Below are 17549 nucleotides of genomic sequence, written 5' to 3' on the forward strand. Positions count from 1 at the left end.
ATGTTTTATCGCCTTTACACCTTAATAATGAAAGAGCTGCAATCTTTGTTGCAAGAAAAACAGACTCGAATTATTTTGATTATGCCCGTGATTTTTCAAATGATTTTATTCCCTCTTGCGGCAACGTTGGAAGTCACCAATACTACTATCGCGATTTTTGACCAAGATAGTGGAGAGCATTCCATTGAGCTTACTCAGCGTCTCGCTAAAGCCAGTGCGTTTTCCCATGTTTTACTGTTAAAAAATGAGCATGAGATCCGTGAAACTCTTGATAACCGGAAAGCATTATTAGTCGTCAGGTTTAACCAGAACTTTAGTGCGAATATCGCCAGCCACCATACTGCGAATATGATGCTATTGTTGGATGGACGAAATTCAAATAGCTCGCAAATTGCGGCCAATTATATCGAGCAAATTGTGATGCAATATCAGCAAGAGCTGAGCAAAACACAAATTCAACCGAATAATAGTGAGCTGATTGTCCGTAACTGGTACAACCCCAATTTAGACTATAAATGGTTTATCGTGCCATCACTGGTCGCCTTGATCACCACGATTGGCGTGTTAATTGTGACCTCACTGTCGATTGCCCGAGAACGGGAGCAAGGGACTCTCGACCAACTATTAGTTTCCCCACTCACCACATGGCAAATTTTTATCGGAAAAGCGGTTCCAGCCTTGGTGGTGGCGACCGCTCAAGCAACTTTGGTGCTAATCATTGGGATTTTTTGCTACCAAATTCCATTCGCCGGTTCTCTGTTACTGTTCTACGGCACAATGGTATTTTACGGATTATCGTTGGTGGGATTTGGATTATTAATTTCTGCGCTCTGCTCTACTCAGCAACAAGCTTTTATTGGGGTGTTTGTATTTATGATGCCCGCCGTTTTGCTGTCCGGCTATATTTCCCCAGTAGAGAATATGCCTGTATGGCTACAAGATATTACTTGGATCAACCCTATTCGTCACTTTACGGATATTACTAAACAGATTTACCTCAAAGATGCAGATTTTTCAGTGGTTTTTCACAGTTTATGGCCTTTGCTAATTATTGCATTAGTGACCAGTAATCTTGCCTATTATCTGTTTCGTAAGAAAATTGCTTAATCTTATCGGTTAGAAATTGCCTCTTGAAAGCAGTTAATAGTACTCAGATTAACGTTTTAAGCTCTCTGTTCAAAGTACGGAGGCTAGATACAATTTAGCGCTTCCTTGCGCGTATTATTGGGCTTCCTTATTTCACGCTAGCAACGGCAATATAGTTTAATTTTCCACGATTTTTTCGAAAGTGGCGGAACATCCGTAAGAATTGTGGTCGGTTTTCTTTTTTTAATGCATTTCGAATAATTTTTATCGTACCAAGTAAGCCTTCATCATAAATTAGCCCCTTTGGTGACAATAAGGTCATTGGTCCTGTACTAGACAGTACGCTCTGAAAGCCTGCTTGCTTAAATAAATCAATCCATTGAGCTTGAGGTAACGGTTGTGCTTTTACATGAATAGCTTGATGCATTTCTGCCGCAATATCTTGTGGATCCTGCGCATCTTTAAACGCAATATCATGGGTTAATAAGCAACCACCGGATTTTAATACACGATAGTACTCCTGCAATAATTTTGCTTTCGCTTTATCTCCGTACATTGTTAGCATGGCTTCATTGATCACCACATCAAAGCTATTATCAGCAAAGGGTAATTTTGACGCATCAGCCATTTGGAGAGTGATTAAATCCGTTAAACCATGCTGGTCTACATTTTTTTGAGCCTTCTCCAAGGCGTGTTTATCCATGTCTATACCTGTGATATGACAATGATATTGTGAAGCAATTTCAATGGCAGTCGTTCCCATGTTGCATGCAATTTCAAGTACTTGACTATCTTTATTTAAACCAGATTGGCTCAGTAACCACTGAGTAGCAATTTTTCCGCCGGGACGTAAGCGTTTTTTCCCAAGACGGGCTAAAAATTTATGCCCTGCCTCATGCGCAGTAAATGATTGTTCCATAAATAATCTCCAAACTAATGGTTACACTCATGATTCGGTTCACGCAACATCACCAACAGCATTTTGGCGGGCTCAGGCGCATCAACAGCATGAGGAATATTCGCTGGCATTCTGACTATAGTTCCCGGTTTAGCTGTCACCAATTCACCGTTAATCGTCAGCAACAAACTGCCCTCAACAACCATCACAATGGCATCAAAAGGAGCACTATGTTCAGATAATGCCTGACCTTTATCAAAGGCAAATAAAGTCATATTTCCCCCGCCATTTTTAGCTAAAACTCGGCTGGCAATCCCTTGTTCGGTATAGTTAATTAGTGTGCTGATAGTTAAGGCTTCAGCAGGCGTTATTGTGTTATCGCTCATAATTTCACATTCCTTAATGCTATTGATTGTTTATGCTCATTCAAAAATTATCTAAACAGTGGAACAACCCCTTGTATTTCTCTGCTTTGCTCATGAATGGGCATAATTGCCACCGGTAATTGGTAGAGTTGAGAAAGGTTTTGTTCCGTTAAAATGTGTTGAGATTCACCAAATAAACAGTGCCCTTCGTTAAACAGTAATAACGAATGGTCAGCAATATGCAGAGCATGCTGTGGGTAGTGGCTAGTAAATAAAATGGTCATTTCACGGTGTTGGGCTAAATCACGTAACGTACTAAGAACATTATCTTGATTGGCTAAATCCAATGCAGAGGTAGGCTCATCCAAAATTAAAATTTGAGGTTCGCTGGCAAGTGCCCTGGCTATCATGACCATTTGCTTTTCACCGCCACTCAATCGATTAAATTGTTGGCTGGCAAAACGACGTAGACCTAAATAATCCAAGCATTGCTCAACAATTTGATTATCGCGTTCACTGGGTGAAGCATACCAAGGTAGATGGCGAATACGCCCTAGGCTCACCATAGTACGTACAGAGTAATGAAACAAAGAGCCTGTAAGTTGTGGCACATACGCAACGGGAGCATTTAGAGATACCTGACCTTGCATGCCTTTTTGTAACCCCAACAATAACCGCAATAAAGTGGTTTTCCCTCTCCCATTGGGACCCAAAATAGCCCCAATACTCCCTTTAGGCTGATTGAAACTTAAATCAGTGAATAACTGACGCTGACCTATCGAAAAATTGAGATGTTTTACGTCAATCATAAATCAGCCACCTTTTTATTAAGCGCATGAATTAAAATCGCAAAAATAGGCGCTCCAATTAAAGCCGTGATGACGCTGAGTGGAATTTCTGCATTGGTAATACTCCGAGCAAAGGTATCTACACCAATCATATAAATCCCACCAATCACAGCACTGGCAGGCAACAAAATACGGTGATCATGCCCTACTACAATTCGCGCAATATGGGGAACAATTAACCCTACCCACCCAATAGTGCCAGATACTGCGACTGTAGCGCTGGTGATCAATGTGACACTGAGTAACACTGCCCAACGCGTTCGATTGATTTTCATGCCTAAAGCCTGTGCATTTTCTTCTCCTAGTGACAGCACATTAATACGAAAGCGCAAAGCAAAAATAATCAATATCGAAAACAAAACAACTGGCAGTACAATCATGAGCTTTAGATAAGAAGCGCTAGCAAAGCTCCCCATCAACCAAAAAACAATGGTTTGCAGCGTGTTATTAGGGTCTGCAAAATAGGTAATCAATGAAATGAGTGCAGCAAAAAAGGCATTGATAATGACGCCTGCGAGGATCAACATCAGTAGCGGGCTTCCTTGGCGATTCATACCTAATAAAAAAACCAACATAATCGCCACCAACCCACCAATAAAAGCAAATGAGATAGTTATCAATAGTGAGGAAAACAGTAAAATAGCTAAAGCTCCGCCTAACGCAGCGCCAGAAGAAACACCAATAATTTGCGGCCCGACAAGAGGATTACGGAAGATACCTTGTAAAGCGGCTCCCGCAACGGCAAGACCAGCCCCCGCAATACCGGCAATCAAAACTCGTGGTAATCGAACGCTCAGCACCACATTTTGTTCCGTACGGCTATAATTTCCCCCGCTTTCGTTCCCTAAAATTGCATCATAGAGAATATGAAATACAGAAGAAAATGAGACCGGATAACGCCCAAGACTCAACGCCAACAAAAATATAAAAAGGAAACACATCCCAAAAGTCATCCAGAGCATATAAGGACTACGCATTTGGCTTACCCATCAGAGAAAGGTAATGCAGGCTATTTTTATTTAGCTCAATCTGTAAAATCCCATCGATTTGATCTTCCGTGACGTGATAACCATAAAGCTGCTGATAACGTTGACGAATTTCTTCGCGTAAAGGAATATTGGTGGTTTCAGGGTGAAACACCATTGATAGCCATTGCCAGTACAATGGGGTTTCTTGGTTTGGTGCATCCCAAATAAACCCGCCAATCGGCAGTTTATAAACTCGTTGATTTTTAACTGCGGTAACGTCACTCAACATTGGGTTACCATATACATCCGCAGGGGATAAACCTTCTTCAAAATTACCGAGTAAAATGATATCGGGATCCCAAAGTAGTATTTGCTCAATATTCAGTGTTCTTGGGCCAGTTAAATCCCGGTTTAAGCTCACGCCTCCCGCTAATGCAAAATCGGCATTGTTGTGAGATGTTGAACCAAACGTTTGAATACTTTGATTAAAGTGAGACAGATAAAGAACTTTAGGTTGCTCTGATTCAGGAATTTTCGCTGTAGTAGCGGAAAGCGTGTTCACCACTTGTTGGCGCCACAGGATCATTTCATTGGCTTTTTCGTTATGCCCTAAAGTTTGTCCCATTAATCGGATCCACTCTTGGGTATAACTTTCTTGCCCATAACCGAGTGTTGCAACAGTCAGCCCCGCATCTCGCATCGGGGAAATAATATCGTCGCCTCTATGCCCCCATTGCCATACTAAATCAGGCTCAACATTGAGCAATGCTTCAATATTCGGTGTGAAATTATTACCAACAACATTCGAATTAACCTGTAACACAGGCGAAAACATCTTTCCAAGCATTCCTTCCTGAGCTGCAACTTTGGCAAAGGGGTGCATACCGACTAATTTTTCACTACTTTCATCCATACCCACTAGCATTGACGCCGCAGGAATGGGGATCACAACAATACGTTTTGCAGGGGCAGATAAATGAATTTTATCACCGGACATATCCGTAAAATCAACTGCTTGAGATGCACTCGCATTAACCACTAACCCGAACATAGAAAATGTTACTGCTATTTTAAAAACATTATTTATCATATGGTTATTCAACTCCCTGCCAATAACTTAATTGATAATGTGTATGATTATCATTTATACTCAAGCTATTCTAAGGTGCCTGAAGAGGATGACCTATGACATTTGTCAAAAATGTTTTTCCCTACACTCAATCGATCGAAGCGCTTATAAAATGCCCATTATTTTCCGGTATTGAAGAGCAAAAATTAGCGTTATTACTTGAAAATTGTGGCTATATTCAATTTAAAAGTGGCGAAATTGTGGGCTATGAAGGTGATACCTTTAAGTATTGCCCTTTAATTATCAATGGGCAGATGGAAGTGTATCGACACACTTATTTAGGTGAAGAAAAAATCTTTGGTTTATTTACAGGAGGGGAAATTGTGGCAATTGCCGCCGTTTTTATGCCACATAACCGTTATCCAATGAGCTTACGCGCAAAAACAGACGGGGACTCACTGCTACTGGATAAACGAGATATTTTGCAGCTCTGTCATGCTTGTCCACAGATTATGGAAAAATTACTTATGCGGTTTAGCACTAAACTGTATGAAAACATTAACCATATTGATTGGCTTACATCGAGCTCAGCAGAACAACGGCTTGCAGCTTACATTCTTGATTTAAAAAATAAGCAATTAACACCGAATATTATTTTACCGTTATCTCGAGGGCAACTAGCAGCAAAATTGGGGATGCGTTATGAAACCTTGAGTCGATTAGTCTCCAGCTGGCGCCAAAAAGGGTTTATTGATATCGAAAAAGATACAGTACGAATTAATAACGAAAATTACCTCACTCAACTGTCTATTTCTGCCCAGCGTCCTTTTTAGTGTTAGCGCATTATATTGAAATAATGCGCTAATTATCTGTTAGAAATTGAAAGTGACACCGCCGTTAACATTAAAACCCATACCAGGGAATAATGTGCTGTCCTTGGCTGTCACGGTTTGATTAGCCACCGATGTCGTTGCATAACGCTCATCCGTTAAGTTATCCATTGATAAGTAAACGGACCATTGTTTCGTTGGCTTATAGCTGCCTTTTAGCCCTAAGACTGCATAATGTTTTCGTTTTTGAATATCGAGGTTGTTTTGGTGATCAACAGCCATATCTGTTGGCGCCCAATGAATATTAGGACCGAAGCTCCAATCACCTAGCTCATATAACACTTCGGCGGCCACTATATTGCGAGGAATACCCGCGATGTAGTTGCCGTTATATTCCCCGCCCATAAAGCGGAAGTCATTGTAAGTCCAAGATGCACGGTAGTTAATATCCCCAGGACCTGCGCCAATTCGTCCTGTAAGCCCAGCTTCAAATCCTTGATGACGGGTTTTAGCTGCATAATTAAACACACCAACGACAGTACCAGCACTATCATAGGTTGTAATGTATTCATCTTTAATTTGGCTACGATATAGAGCAAGATTCCATTTCAATCCTTCGGTCACCTCTCCTTCACCGCCAATTTCATAAGTAATGGCCTTTTGTGGTGACAATTTAGTCAATTTGCCATCACTGGAATTAATAATTTCCCAAAAGGTGGCGGGTTCTTCACTCGCACTAATATTAGCAAAATAGCGTTGGCTTTCCGTTGGGCGCCAAACAATGCCTGCTTTTGGGGTCAAAAATGTCCAACTTTGGTCTAATGATATGGAACTTTGGCGTTTCTCTACATCACGGCGAGCATGGGTCGCTTTCACATCAAAATTGACGGTCACTGTTGGTGTAACATGTAAATCAACGCCTACGCTGCCATATATGTTTTCAGCATACCCATCATATTTACCTATTTTTTTCTTATCCGCTGGTGTGCCTTTTCGATTTTGCATTAAATCGGTTTGTAGCGTCATTTGATCCCACGCCACAGCTGTACGATAAGTCACTGGCTCAGTTTCTATATTATAAGTGAACTGCAATCCTTCACTGTGACTATGACTAAACCGGTAGTATGCAGGTGTCGTAAAATTGTCATGAGTACGGATGTGCCATACTCCCGCGCCAATTGCTTGGTTGCCGATTTGCCAGTCAGACCGGTTGGCTACTCGAAACTGCTCTACATTACGATGAGGCTCTCGCAGCCAAACCATTGGGTAAACATCTGTTGGGTTATTGTTCAGTACCTCTTCAGAAACAGGACCTGCAACATCAAAACGTAAATCCGTCCAATTTAACCATGTGCGGTTTTCAAAATTATCCGTGACATAGCCAAAATTGCTACGTAATGTTTTTCGTTGAGATGAAGAATGTTTACGGTAGCCGTCAAAGTGGTCATAAGTGAAATTCACCCGCGCATCAAGTGATCCATCATCAGAAACACCCCCAAATGCAGTTTGTAGTCCTTCTCGCCCATAAGATCCATACTCATAGCGCAGTCGCCCCTGCTCATTTCGCCCTGTATAGGACAAAACATCCAGCTCGCCACCAAGGCTATTACTTTGTGGATTTAAGCTATTCGCTCCACGACGCACACTCACCATCCTTGCATCACGCATTTCCAATGTACTGATATGGAAGCTACCATCGGCATCTGTTGCAGGTAGGCCATCTTGTAACAATAAAACGCCTCGAGCTAATGGCGCACTTTGTACCCCTGAACCGCGAATATTTAGCCGAGGTTGATCAATACCACCAAAAAAGTTTTGGATCACCAATCCAGGTTGGTAATCTAACGCATCTTGTAATGTGGCAAGACGCGCGTCTTTTTCAATCATGACTAGATTGGTCCCTCCCGCCACTTTCTCAAGTTTTTCTTTTTCCTGTTGCTCTGTGGGTGTTAAACGACTGTGTCCCATTGACGAGTTCACAATCAGCGTATCTTGTTCCGTTGGCGCTGCTATCGAGAAAGTAAACGGGCTCAACCCCAAAATCAGAGCAGTACAATGAGCTAATTTATGCTGCTTTAATGGATAAGACATATATTCACCCCAATAATAGTAATGGTTATCATTTTCATTTAGAGGCATAAAATAGTAGAAAAGAAACCATTTCCCTATGACATTTGTCAAAAGTGAAAATAATTTGAGTCAAATCCAAAATATAAATATCTGATGAAGATTAGGGCTTGTTAATCTAAAGGGATTTATTTGAAAGTTGATGAAAAAGAAGGGAAATATAAAATAAAAACCCCTCGCTAATAAACGAGGGATTTAGGTAAAAAAGACGGCGTAATACGGATGTATTCAGCCTACTTAACTCAAAGACTAGCGACGGTCACCGAAGATACGCAGTAACATCAGGAACAGGTTGATGAAGTCTAAATACAGAGATAACGCACCCATAATTGAGTATTTACGCATATTCTCTCTGTCATCTTGGTTGATTTGCTCGCCCATTTCTTTCAGCTTTTGAGTATCATACGCAGTCAGAGCAGCAAACAGTAAAACGCCACCGTAAGTAATTACCCAGTACATCATTGAGCTTTGCAGCCAGATATTAACCAGCGAAGCGACAACCAAACCAATCAGCGCCATAAACAGGAAGTTACCCATACCTGTTAAGCTGCGTTTGGTAGTGTAGCCGTAGAAACTTAATGCACCGAACATAACCGCAGTAATAATGAAGGTTCCGACAACTGACTCACCCGTATATACCGCGAGGATCACGGAGATGGTTAAGCCAGTCAGCAACGCGTACAGCATAAACATACCCGTTGCAATGGCACCGCTCATTTTCGGCAGTAAGAATGACAGACCCATGACTAAACCAAGTTCAGCAATGATCATTCCGAAAAATAGCACTTTGTTAGTTGCGATAGTGACAAATAAACCGCTGCTTAAAGAATACCAAGCAACAAAAGCCGTCAGCAATAATCCGACTGTCATCCAGCCGTATACTTGCGACATAAATGCCTGAACGCCAGTACTGGCATTCTGGACAAGAGAATCATTACGCTGATCAAATTGACCCATGATGGTTACCCTTCCATTGTAAGAAAAATCGACCCAGCAAAACCACCATTAAAGTAATCCATACTGTGATCGGACAAATTTATCCAAAGTCTATCACAATATTTTGACATTACCATTCGGCTTATTCGCATTTTTCGCCTAACTCCTTGAGACTACCAGCGGTTTGCCGATTCCTCATCACTCTGTTTGGCATCAACCCAACGTTCATTATCCGGTAACGTCTCTTTTTTCCAGAACGGTGCTTTAGTCTTCAAGTAATCCATAATAAATTCAGCGGCTTGAAATGCTGCGTCACGATGGGCACTGGTCACCCCAACAAACACAATTTCGTCGCCTGGCTGTAGTGTTCCCACACGGTGGATCACACTCACCCGCTGTAACGGCCAACGGGATCTAGACTGAGCCACAATATCGGCTAATGCTTTTTCAGTCATTCCCGGATAGTGCTCCAAGGTTAATGCTGCAACGCTGTCACCCAGATTATGATTACGTACTTTTCCGGTAAAGGTGACTACCGCGCCATCACTGTCGCATTCGGCTAACCATTGATATTGCTCACCAACGCTGAAATTCTCAGTCTGTACCGCAATGTGGGTCTGTTCCATGTTTAGCCTCCGGTTACCGGCGGGAAAAATGCCACTTCATCACCCGAGGTCAATGGATGTTCGCCAGAAACAAACGATTGATTCACTGCTGACAATAATTTTCCATCTTCTAAAGCTAATGCCCAGCGGTCACCTTTTTGTGTTAATGCATGACGTAAAGCCTCGACTGTCGGGTACTCCGCTTCCAGTTCTAAACGATCCGTACCAACTAACTCACGTACTTGAGCAAAAAATAATACAGTAATCATTATTCCACCTTAAAATGTCCAGACTTACCGCCAGACTTTTCTAATAGACGTACCGGACCAATGACCATATCTTTTTGGATGGCTTTACACATGTCATAGATAGTTAATGCAGCCACTGATGCCGCCGTTAACGCTTCCATTTCGACACCAGTTTTTCCCGTTAAGCGGCAGCAAGTTTCGATGCGTACACGGTTATGTGCTTGTTCTGCCTCTAACGTCACTTCCACTTTGGTCAATAGCAGTGGATGGCACAACGGGATCAGCTGCCACGTATTTTTGGCGGCTTGGATACCTGCAATACGCGCCGTCGCAAATACATCCCCTTTATGGTGGCTACCATCGACAATCATCGCTAAGGTTTCTGGGTTCATGGTAATGTAAGCTTCTGCACGGGCTTCGCGGATAGTTTCCGCTTTAGCAGAAACATCAACCATATGCGCCTCGCCCGACGCATTAAGGTGAGTCAGTTGGGACATCATATCTCCTGAATATCAAAAAATTATTAGCCGCCGATAACGGATAAATTTGGGGTGATCCCGCTGTCGCCTTGATGAAGAAAATGCGTCTCACGTTTAGAACGCAAACCACTTTGAAGACGGGCTTTCAGTGCTTCGTTTTGATTATCATCGCCCAGTAGATCACGTAGTGGAATGCCATTTTCACCAAACAGACACAAATGTAGATTTCCCAAAGAAGAGACTCTTAATCGGTTACAACTTTGGCAAAAATCTTTTTCATACGGCATGATCAACCCAATTTCACCTTGATAGTCAGGGTGACTAAATACTTGGGCTGGACCATCACTGCGAGAACGAGGAAGCATGTACCAGCCTTCAGCAATCAGGCGGTCACGCACGGTTTCACCAGACACATGGTAACGCTGGAATAGGCTGCTGCCTTCTCCTGTTTCCATGAGCTCAATAAAACGCAATTGAATTGGACGATGCTTGATCCAATTGAGGAAGGATTTTAGGGCAACATCGTTGACATTCTTCATCAAGACTGCATTGACTTTGACTTTTTCAAAGCCAGCCTCGAAGGCCGCATCAATGCCTTGCATAACCTGAAAAAATTTATCTTGCCCAGTGATCGCTGCAAATTGACGAGGATCGAGACTGTCGACGCTGACATTCACCGCGTTCAGTCCGGCATCGCGCCATGTTTGTATATCACGCGCCATACGGTAGCCATTGGTGGTAACCGCGATTTTCTTAATCGATTGGTTTTCGCGAATAGCCGCAATGATATCACTGAAATCTTTCCGCATTGTCGGCTCACCACCCGTAATACGTACCTTTTCTGTGCCTAAATCGGCAAAAGCACGGCTTACTCGACGGATTTCATCCAGCGTTAAAAATTCGTGGCGGCCACTCGGTTTATAACCATCAGGTAGGCAATATGTGCAACGGAAGTTGCATACATCGGTGATAGATAAACGAAGATAGTAAAATTTTCGGTCAAATTGATCGACAAGTTGCTGCATATTCACACCTTTCCAAATACGGGAGATGCAGACATTTCTATCTTGCACCCTGGCGACTCTGAGGTCACGGCCTGAACATCATATTCAGTGGCTGAACTTAGATGCAAAGGCTAGGAGTTTTACAGGAGCCGGGTAACTAAATTGAATTTAAATGGTTAAAAACATCATAGTCACTAGGTTCACTTATTTTCTGTAAGGATTTTAGCCTATTGCAAAGTAAAAAGCGAACTCGAATACGATATATACCTTATTATACAACGATTTGCGTTTTATAAACCGGAGTCTCAGAAGTCCTTATTATTATGGATAATTTTCTATTATCTTCTCTGGAATGATAGGGAATTAAGTGTCAAATTGCTGTCAAAGTAACGTTAATTCAATGCACATTGTTTGTTGTAGATCACTTTTGTATAGAACCAAATTTCAGTCACATCAATACAGTACATTGAGTTATCAAAATCCCGATAGACTCCAAAAGTAAGATAAAAAATGAAGTTAAATGGCAGAAAGAAAGGTACGGGATGAATTGATTTCCAGCGAGTTCAAAAATGATTAGTGCCTGATAACATTTAATTTAATAAATCATACTCACCAAATTATCATTCCTAAATCGGTATGGAGAAATTCCCCATACCTTGATATCAGCATTAAAAACGATATTCAATGCCACCGCTAATCGTTCTTCCACGCCCTAACGTATTGGAAAGACTTTCGCCGTAGCTCACAACATAAGCCCTATTGGTTAAGTTTTCGACATTCCCCCGAATAATTAAATCATCGGTTAACGCGTAACTCGCATACAGATCCACCAATGTGTATTTAGGCCAGTCAGCCAAATAGGGCTGATTACTTTGTGCTGAATGGTCTTGGAATCCCGGTGTAAAGCGAATAATCATTCCGCCATCAAGTTTCCGATTAAAGGCGCGACCACCTAATGTGAAGGAACCTCTATCACCCGGTAAATTTGCAGCGCTACTAAACACTGCTGCGCCATCACAATTCACATGATCATTTTGTTGAACATCATCTTCTGCGTACCAATTTCCTGGGCGATTTTCTTTAGTAAATGTCTGAACACCCCCTAACCAAGCACGGCGAGCACAAAATTCATTTTTGCCGATCATATGAGTGAACGTTAAATCTGCGTAAGCAAAGCCCGCATCATAATTAACTTGGTACTCAAAGCCCCTAAAACGGGTCGCTACAAGGTTATTGCTGTACGCCGCATTACCAATACTCGGACTCACCATTCCCGGTTTTGTTCGGTTAATCGCGAGATTGATATAGTTATCAACCCGCGTATCAAAATAGGCAACTTTGGCTAATAATCGGTCCTCTTCAAGCACTAAATTTGGATAGTTAACATTGGCTCCAACCTCCCAAGAATTCGATCTTTCAGGTTTTAGATAAGGATTGGGGAATTGAGTGGATGAGCTGTGCGCACTTCCCGACGTTAATGTTTCGGTGATAGCCGGTGGACGCCAAGAGCGCCCATAGCTTGAATACAGTTCCAACCATTCGACATTAGGCCGAATCGCTAACTTGATGTTGGGTGAAAATTCCCCTTGGGCATCATCCACATCCCAGACGCGATTAACTTCAACACTTTTACAATTACGCAGGCTTGATGCTTTACATGGGTTGTCTTTCGTATAAGGAAAGACTCGATAGCGCATACTGGTCTGCCCTTTTAACTGATAATAATCATAACGCAGCCCACCTTCTAGAGTGAGCCAATCATCATGTTCATAGGTTAATGTGGCAAATAGCGAACTTAAGGAACGCTTACCGTCTGGTGTCACCCCATTTGCAGACACTTTGGTGGAATCACTGCTGGCCTTATCCTGAAAAGCTTCTAATCCATAGTGTGCTTTTAAAACATGGTTATAATTAAATTCAATTTCTGAGTGATTTTCTAACTGTAATCCTAGCGTTTTCACACGGGTATTCATTTGATAACCATTGTTAAAAACTTTACTGGTTGAGTAGGTTTGGGTGTCGTCATTGGTATCAACGAAATACACTTTTCCTTTTAATTCAACACTCCATGGGCTTTCGCTATATTGGCTATAATCCAGCGCGTAATTTTTTGTCGTCACATCACTAAACCCACTACTTTTCCAGCCCAATTTATACGGCCATGTTCCTGATAGATTGGTGAGTGTGCCTGCATTTGGTGTCGCAACTTTGGTTTCAAGGTAATTGAGTTGTAGACGCTGCGAGTCACCAAAATTCCAACCTGCTTTTGCCAAATAGGACGTCATTTGATAATTACTGTCCGTAATACGGCTATGCTTTAGGTCATGAACGAGTTGGTCATAATGCCCAGTTTCATTATTGATCCGAATATCGCCAATATCCCCATGCACACCCGGTTTATAGTCACCTAATCGACGTTCACTAGCAGCAAATAAGAGATCCGCCTGCTCATTTCCCAATGCTAACGCGGTACTGCCAATAAAATGGGTATTATTTGTTCCCGTACTCGCATGGATCTTCCCGCCAAATGTTTTATCTTTAGATAAAAAATCGGATGCACTAACCGTGTTGAATGTTGCGACGCCACCTAATGTGCCCCCACTCCCCATTCCGCTGCTATTTCCCTTTTGAATCTCAACCCCAGAAAGAAGTTCTGAATCGATATACATGGTGCCATTACGCTGCCCATGACCACTTTTTTGGAAATTTTGGCGCATCCCATCAATATTCATATTGACCCGTCCATAATCTTGGATCCCACGAATATTGACAGACAGTGAGGGATCTTGCTGACTCACGCTAGAATAGACCCCAGTTGTTAACTCCAGCAAATCAGCGATATGTTTTGGAGGTTTATCTTCAATCTGTTTTTTACTGATCACACTGACGGACGATGGAGTGCTATAAACCCAATCACCTTGTTGATGAGGTGCTGCCGTGACCGTAATTTTATCCAATACAATGACCGAATTATCATCAGCTGCTTTATTAATTCGTTGAATCGAGATTCGGTTTCCATCAATTTGATACAGAATAGGATTAGCGCCAATCAATTGGTTCAGCCCTTTTTGAATTGACATATTGCCCTGTATTTTTTGACTGTTCAGTCCATTAATCTCTTGGCTATCAATAAAAATCTCCATATTAGCTTGTTGGGCAAATTGGAGCAGTGCTGAATCAAGAGGTTGAGCAGGAATAGAAAGTGAAGCTGTCTGGCTCAATTTATCTGCGTGCGCATAGTTAGAAAAAGAGATGGCGGGTAGCGCCATTAATGCAAGGTGAATCCCCAGTACTGCTTTTTTATAATCGAACTTTTTATTTGTCATTTCTCATCCTAAAAATGATAATGGTAATGAAAATCATAATCACTTAGATTAAGACGACAAATAACATAAAACCCGTAAATAAATTTTTAATAATTTGTTATCAAAATAACCAAAACATTTAATATCAATAAACTAGAGTGAAAAAAGGTAATTCAGAGACTGATAACCCTTTCGAACTGGTGACAGTTAATAACGCATTTTCGACAGAATCTATCTGGAAAACGCCACTAATCATGGCTTGGGGTGGATTGCCCAATAAAATTATAGGTTTTTCTCTATACCGGCTCAGTTCATGGATAACATGATCAACACTGCTTTGCTGGAAAATAATCAGCCCTTTTCTCCACGAAACTCCATGCTGAATGTTAGCAGGTACCATTGGTGATATATGCTGCTGATAAGATGCCTGATCCCCCGCTATGACCCGCTGAGTCTCCCCAGACAACAAGGTTATTTGTACCTGATGTTCATAGACAGCAACATTGACCTGCTTCTCTTGGGTGTCAATCTCAAATTCCGTTCCCAAGGCTTGAACTGTTCCATTGTTTGCTTTAACCCGAAAAGGTCGTGGCTCTTGAGTTGAAATAGGTGCCGCTGAAAAGTAGGCTCGACCAGAATGTAAATTAACTTGCCGATAACCCTCATTAAATTCGAGCGTTATCGCAGCTCCACTGTCTAAATCAACTTGGCTACCATCGGGTAATATAATGTGTAAAATTTCACCATTTTTAGCCTGATAATCTACAGACTCTTGGCTTAAAAATGACCAAATCGCGAATGAGAACACACTTAAAATTAAGGCTGATGCCATCGCAATCCAACGGGGAGCAAATTTTATATTGCCTGTTTTTCGGCTTGATCCCTTTTGAACGGATAATGCGATCCCAGAGGTTAATCCCCACAGTTGCCGAGCTTTAAAATAGGCGTTCCGATGTTGTTCTGATGTCGTAACCCATTGTTGAAACTCATGCTCCTCTTGGGAGGTTAAGTTTTTTTGAGTCGTTTTGATAACCCAGAAAGCGGCGACTTCCTCAATTTCAGAAGGTTTATTTGAATATTGACTCTCCATTAATCTCTCCATTTATGGATGAGCATAGCTAACGCATTGGCTAAATGTTTTTCAACGGTACTTAACGAAATATTTAACGTTTCTGCCACTTCATTTTGGGTCATTCCATCTTCGCGGTGTAGCCGGAAAATTTCCTGAGTTCGCAGGGGTAATGTCCCTATAATATTTTGTATTTGCTGAATTTGTTGCTCTCGAATTGTCTGAGCTTCAAGGCTTTTCGTTTTAGAGGGCACGGACTCCCATTGCACCTCACTGATGGCGGTGGCTGAGTGTCGTTTCTGCTGACGAAAATAGTCAATCATCAAGTTTTTAGCGGTTCTATAAAGATAGGCATCCACATCCTGAATGGGGGAATGTTTCATTAACTCCGCCATACGCACAAAGCTTTCCTGCATGATATCCATACTTAAATTATAGTCTTTCAGATAACCATTAAGATAACGACATAGTGAGGAAGAGTGACGAGCAAACAGGCATTGTAACTCTGAATCTGACATATCAAGCCATAACACCAATAATGTAAATGAGAATTATTTACATATTATAGTTATTAACATCAAATGGGAACTAGCAACCTGTATTTTTGGTGCAAACATCTGAAAAATCCAAAAGTTTCTTTTTTATTGTTTTTTATCACGGTAAGTGAACTTCAAATGCGGTTTTATGATAGATTAGCGCCAAATTTGTTTTAGATATAACTCTAGAAACATGATTACTGATATAGGAACACTATGCCGAACAGCAGTCTGACAGGTCTTAGGCATGTTGTCGCTCTTGGGGGCGGACATGGGCTGGGTCGTGTGATGTCTTCACTTTCATCTTTAGGCTCCCGTTTAACTGGAATTGTCACCACTACAGATAATGGTGGTTCAACTGGTCGTATTCGCCGCTCAGAAGGGGGAATTGCTTGGGGTGATATGCGTAACTGCCTCAACCAGTTGATCACAGAACCGTCTATTGCCTCTAAAATGTTTGAGTATCGTTTTGCAGGTACCGGGGAGTTATCCGGGCATAACCTAGGCAACCTGATGTTGAAATCATTGGATCACCTCAGTGTACGTCCTTTGGAAGCCATCAACCTCATCCGCAATATGCTCAAAGTTGATGCTCAATTGATCCCAATGTCTGAATCACCTGTAGATTTAATGGCGATTGATGATATGGGGAACGAAGTTTACGGGGAAGTAAATGTAGATGCCTTGAAGGTATTACCCCAAGAACTGCGTTTGTATCCTCCTGTAAAAGCAACAACAGAAGCCCTTGAAGCTATTCACCGCTCAGACTTAATTTTGATCGGACCCGGCAGCTTTTTTACCAGCTTGATGCCTTTATTATTACTCGATGATATTGCCGATGCCTTGAGAGAAAGTCGCGCGCCTATGGTTTATATCGGTAATCTAGGAAAAGAACTCAGCACTTCCGCAGCCAATCTTTCATTAGCAGAAAAATTGGTAATGATGGAAAAGCATATTGGACGTAAAAAAATTGATGCACTGATTGTTGGGCCCCGCACAGATGTTAGTCAGCTTCGTCTTGAGCGTAAAATCGTGCAGCGCGTTTTGGAAGCGGACGATGTTCCCTATCGCCATGATAGAAAATTACTTCTACAAGCGATCGAAGATACCATCCCACTGCTTTAATAATTTTATTTTGGTCAGTTACAGCCTTCCTGTAACTGACTCCTTAATACC

General features: G+C 41.8%; 17 protein-coding genes and 1 riboswitch. Of the genes, 3 read left to right on the forward strand and 14 right to left on the reverse strand.

The features are described from left to right. Positions 1–1107, forward strand: coding sequence for an ABC transporter permease (locus PROVRUST_RS00520; protein ID WP_039853986.1), 1107 nt, complete (start codon positions 1–3; stop codon positions 1105–1107). Between the two features lie 127 nt (positions 1108–1234). Here the strand turns inward: PROVRUST_RS00520 and PROVRUST_RS00525 are convergent, their stop codons facing one another. The 5 genes from PROVRUST_RS00525 to PROVRUST_RS00545 are packed head-to-tail and all read right to left on the reverse strand — an operon-like array spanning position 1235 to position 5255. Further along, the gene (locus PROVRUST_RS00525) at positions 1235–2005 is read right to left on the reverse strand and encodes a class I SAM-dependent methyltransferase (protein WP_006812712.1); all 771 of its coding nucleotides are present in this window, start codon (positions 2003–2005) and stop codon (positions 1235–1237) included. Between the two features lie 14 nt (positions 2006–2019). After that, positions 2020–2370 (reverse strand): cupin domain-containing protein, encoded by a 351-nt coding sequence (locus tag PROVRUST_RS00530; RefSeq protein ID WP_006812713.1) that lies wholly within the window; start codon positions 2368–2370, stop codon positions 2020–2022. A 47-nt stretch (positions 2371–2417) separates the two neighbouring features. Further along, positions 2418–3158, reverse strand: coding sequence for an ABC transporter ATP-binding protein (locus PROVRUST_RS00535; RefSeq protein WP_006812714.1), 741 nt, complete (start codon positions 3156–3158; stop codon positions 2418–2420). Beyond that, positions 3155–4174, reverse strand: coding sequence for a FecCD family ABC transporter permease (locus PROVRUST_RS00540; protein WP_006812715.1), 1020 nt, complete (start codon positions 4172–4174; stop codon positions 3155–3157). Before PROVRUST_RS00540 ends, PROVRUST_RS00535 begins: the two co-directional genes overlap by 4 nt. Next, positions 4167–5255: an ABC transporter substrate-binding protein gene (locus tag PROVRUST_RS00545; RefSeq protein WP_006812716.1), complete on the reverse strand. Its 1089-nt coding sequence runs from the start codon at positions 5253–5255 to the stop codon at positions 4167–4169. The genes PROVRUST_RS00540 and PROVRUST_RS00545 overlap by 8 nt, the downstream gene beginning before the upstream one ends. Before the next feature lie 95 nt (positions 5256–5350). Here PROVRUST_RS00545 and PROVRUST_RS00550 point away from each other — a divergent pair, with 95 nt between their 5' ends. Continuing rightward, entirely contained in the window at positions 5351–6067 is a 717-nt protein-coding gene (locus tag PROVRUST_RS00550) for a Crp/Fnr family transcriptional regulator (RefSeq protein WP_006812717.1), read from the forward strand. Positions 6068–6106: 39 nt separating this feature from the next. Here the strand turns inward: PROVRUST_RS00550 and PROVRUST_RS00555 are convergent, their stop codons facing one another. The 9 genes from PROVRUST_RS00555 to PROVRUST_RS00595 all read right to left on the reverse strand — a co-directional run bounded on the left by PROVRUST_RS00555 (position 6107) and on the right by PROVRUST_RS00595 (position 16355). Then, positions 6107–8155: a TonB-dependent receptor family protein gene (locus PROVRUST_RS00555; RefSeq protein WP_039854343.1), complete on the reverse strand. Its 2049-nt coding sequence runs from the start codon at positions 8153–8155 to the stop codon at positions 6107–6109. 285 nt (positions 8156–8440) lie between these two features. Beyond that, positions 8441–9148, reverse strand: coding sequence for a Bax inhibitor-1/YccA family protein (locus PROVRUST_RS00560; RefSeq protein WP_006812719.1), 708 nt, complete (start codon positions 9146–9148; stop codon positions 8441–8443). A 152-nt stretch (positions 9149–9300) separates the two neighbouring features. Next, positions 9301–9753, reverse strand: coding sequence for a molybdopterin synthase catalytic subunit MoaE (moaE, locus tag PROVRUST_RS00565; protein WP_006812721.1), 453 nt, complete (start codon positions 9751–9753; stop codon positions 9301–9303). Positions 9754–9755: 2 nt separating this feature from the next. Further along, a complete protein-coding gene (moaD, locus tag PROVRUST_RS00570; protein WP_006812722.1) occupies positions 9756–10001 on the reverse strand; it encodes a molybdopterin synthase sulfur carrier subunit in 246 nt (81 codons plus the stop codon). After that, positions 10001–10477, reverse strand: a complete 477-nt coding sequence (gene moaC / locus PROVRUST_RS00575) for a cyclic pyranopterin monophosphate synthase MoaC (protein WP_039853987.1) — start codon at positions 10475–10477, stop codon at positions 10001–10003. The genes moaD and moaC overlap by 1 nt, the downstream gene beginning before the upstream one ends. 26 nt (positions 10478–10503) lie before the next feature. After that, a complete protein-coding gene (gene moaA / locus PROVRUST_RS00580) occupies positions 10504–11484 on the reverse strand; it encodes a GTP 3',8-cyclase MoaA (protein ID WP_006812724.1) in 981 nt (326 codons plus the stop codon). Next, positions 11474–11613: riboswitch (molybdenum cofactor riboswitch) on the reverse strand. Its footprint overlaps the gene before it by 11 nt. A gap of 518 nt (positions 11614–12131) precedes the next feature. Further along, positions 12132–14789 carry a TonB-dependent hemoglobin/transferrin/lactoferrin family receptor gene (locus PROVRUST_RS00585; RefSeq protein WP_006812725.1) on the reverse strand — a complete coding sequence of 886 codons (2658 nt, stop codon included), beginning with the start codon at positions 14787–14789 and terminating at the stop codon, positions 12132–12134. A 124-nt stretch (positions 14790–14913) separates the two neighbouring features. Beyond that, positions 14914–15858 carry a FecR family protein gene (locus tag PROVRUST_RS00590; protein ID WP_039853988.1) on the reverse strand — a complete coding sequence of 315 codons (945 nt, stop codon included), beginning with the start codon at positions 15856–15858 and terminating at the stop codon, positions 14914–14916. Next, the gene (locus PROVRUST_RS00595) at positions 15858–16355 is read right to left on the reverse strand and encodes an RNA polymerase sigma factor (RefSeq protein WP_039853989.1); all 498 of its coding nucleotides are present in this window, start codon (positions 16353–16355) and stop codon (positions 15858–15860) included. The genes PROVRUST_RS00590 and PROVRUST_RS00595 overlap by 1 nt, the downstream gene beginning before the upstream one ends. Before the next feature lie 234 nt (positions 16356–16589). Between PROVRUST_RS00595 and yvcK the strand changes: the two genes are divergently transcribed. After that, entirely contained in the window at positions 16590–17498 is a 909-nt protein-coding gene (yvcK, locus tag PROVRUST_RS00600; RefSeq protein WP_006812729.1) for a uridine diphosphate-N-acetylglucosamine-binding protein YvcK, read from the forward strand. Positions 17499–17549 lie beyond the last annotated feature (51 nt).

This window comes from Providencia rustigianii DSM 4541, from assembly GCF_000156395.1.
Lineage (GTDB): Bacteria > Pseudomonadota > Gammaproteobacteria > Enterobacterales > Enterobacteriaceae > Providencia > Providencia rustigianii.

What these genes read in the sequence shown, in the direction of transcription:
- PROVRUST_RS00560 (WP_006812719.1), bottom strand. Translation starts at nt 9,148, where the DNA reads ATGGGTCAATTTGATCAGCGTAATGATTCTCTTGTCCAGAATGCCAGT.
- PROVRUST_RS00550 (WP_006812717.1), top strand. Translation starts at nt 5,351, where the DNA reads ATGACATTTGTCAAAAATGTTTTTCCCTACACTCAATCGATCGAAGCG.
- moaA (WP_006812724.1), bottom strand. Translation starts at nt 11,484, where the DNA reads ATGCAGCAACTTGTCGATCAATTTGACCGAAAATTTTACTATCTTCGT.
- PROVRUST_RS00595 (WP_039853989.1), bottom strand. Translation starts at nt 16,355, where the DNA reads ATGTCAGATTCAGAGTTACAATGCCTGTTTGCTCGTCACTCTTCCTCA.
- PROVRUST_RS00520 (WP_039853986.1), top strand. Translation starts at nt 1, where the DNA reads ATGTTTTATCGCCTTTACACCTTAATAATGAAAGAGCTGCAATCTTTG.
- moaD (WP_006812722.1), bottom strand. Translation starts at nt 10,001, where the DNA reads ATGATTACTGTATTATTTTTTGCTCAAGTACGTGAGTTAGTTGGTACG.
- PROVRUST_RS00545 (WP_006812716.1), bottom strand. Translation starts at nt 5,255, where the DNA reads ATGATAAATAATGTTTTTAAAATAGCAGTAACATTTTCTATGTTCGGG.
- PROVRUST_RS00590 (WP_039853988.1), bottom strand. Translation starts at nt 15,858, where the DNA reads ATGGAGAGTCAATATTCAAATAAACCTTCTGAAATTGAGGAAGTCGCC.
- PROVRUST_RS00540 (WP_006812715.1), bottom strand. Translation starts at nt 4,174, where the DNA reads ATGCGTAGTCCTTATATGCTCTGGATGACTTTTGGGATGTGTTTCCTT.
- PROVRUST_RS00530 (WP_006812713.1), bottom strand. Translation starts at nt 2,370, where the DNA reads ATGAGCGATAACACAATAACGCCTGCTGAAGCCTTAACTATCAGCACA.
- PROVRUST_RS00535 (WP_006812714.1), bottom strand. Translation starts at nt 3,158, where the DNA reads ATGATTGACGTAAAACATCTCAATTTTTCGATAGGTCAGCGTCAGTTA.
- PROVRUST_RS00555 (WP_039854343.1), bottom strand. Translation starts at nt 8,155, where the DNA reads ATGTCTTATCCATTAAAGCAGCATAAATTAGCTCATTGTACTGCTCTG.
- PROVRUST_RS00585 (WP_006812725.1), bottom strand. Translation starts at nt 14,789, where the DNA reads ATGACAAATAAAAAGTTCGATTATAAAAAAGCAGTACTGGGGATTCAC.
- PROVRUST_RS00525 (WP_006812712.1), bottom strand. Translation starts at nt 2,005, where the DNA reads ATGGAACAATCATTTACTGCGCATGAGGCAGGGCATAAATTTTTAGCC.
- moaC (WP_039853987.1), bottom strand. Translation starts at nt 10,477, where the DNA reads ATGTCCCAACTGACTCACCTTAATGCGTCGGGCGAGGCGCATATGGTT.
- yvcK (WP_006812729.1), top strand. Translation starts at nt 16,590, where the DNA reads ATGCCGAACAGCAGTCTGACAGGTCTTAGGCATGTTGTCGCTCTTGGG.
- moaE (WP_006812721.1), bottom strand. Translation starts at nt 9,753, where the DNA reads ATGGAACAGACCCACATTGCGGTACAGACTGAGAATTTCAGCGTTGGT.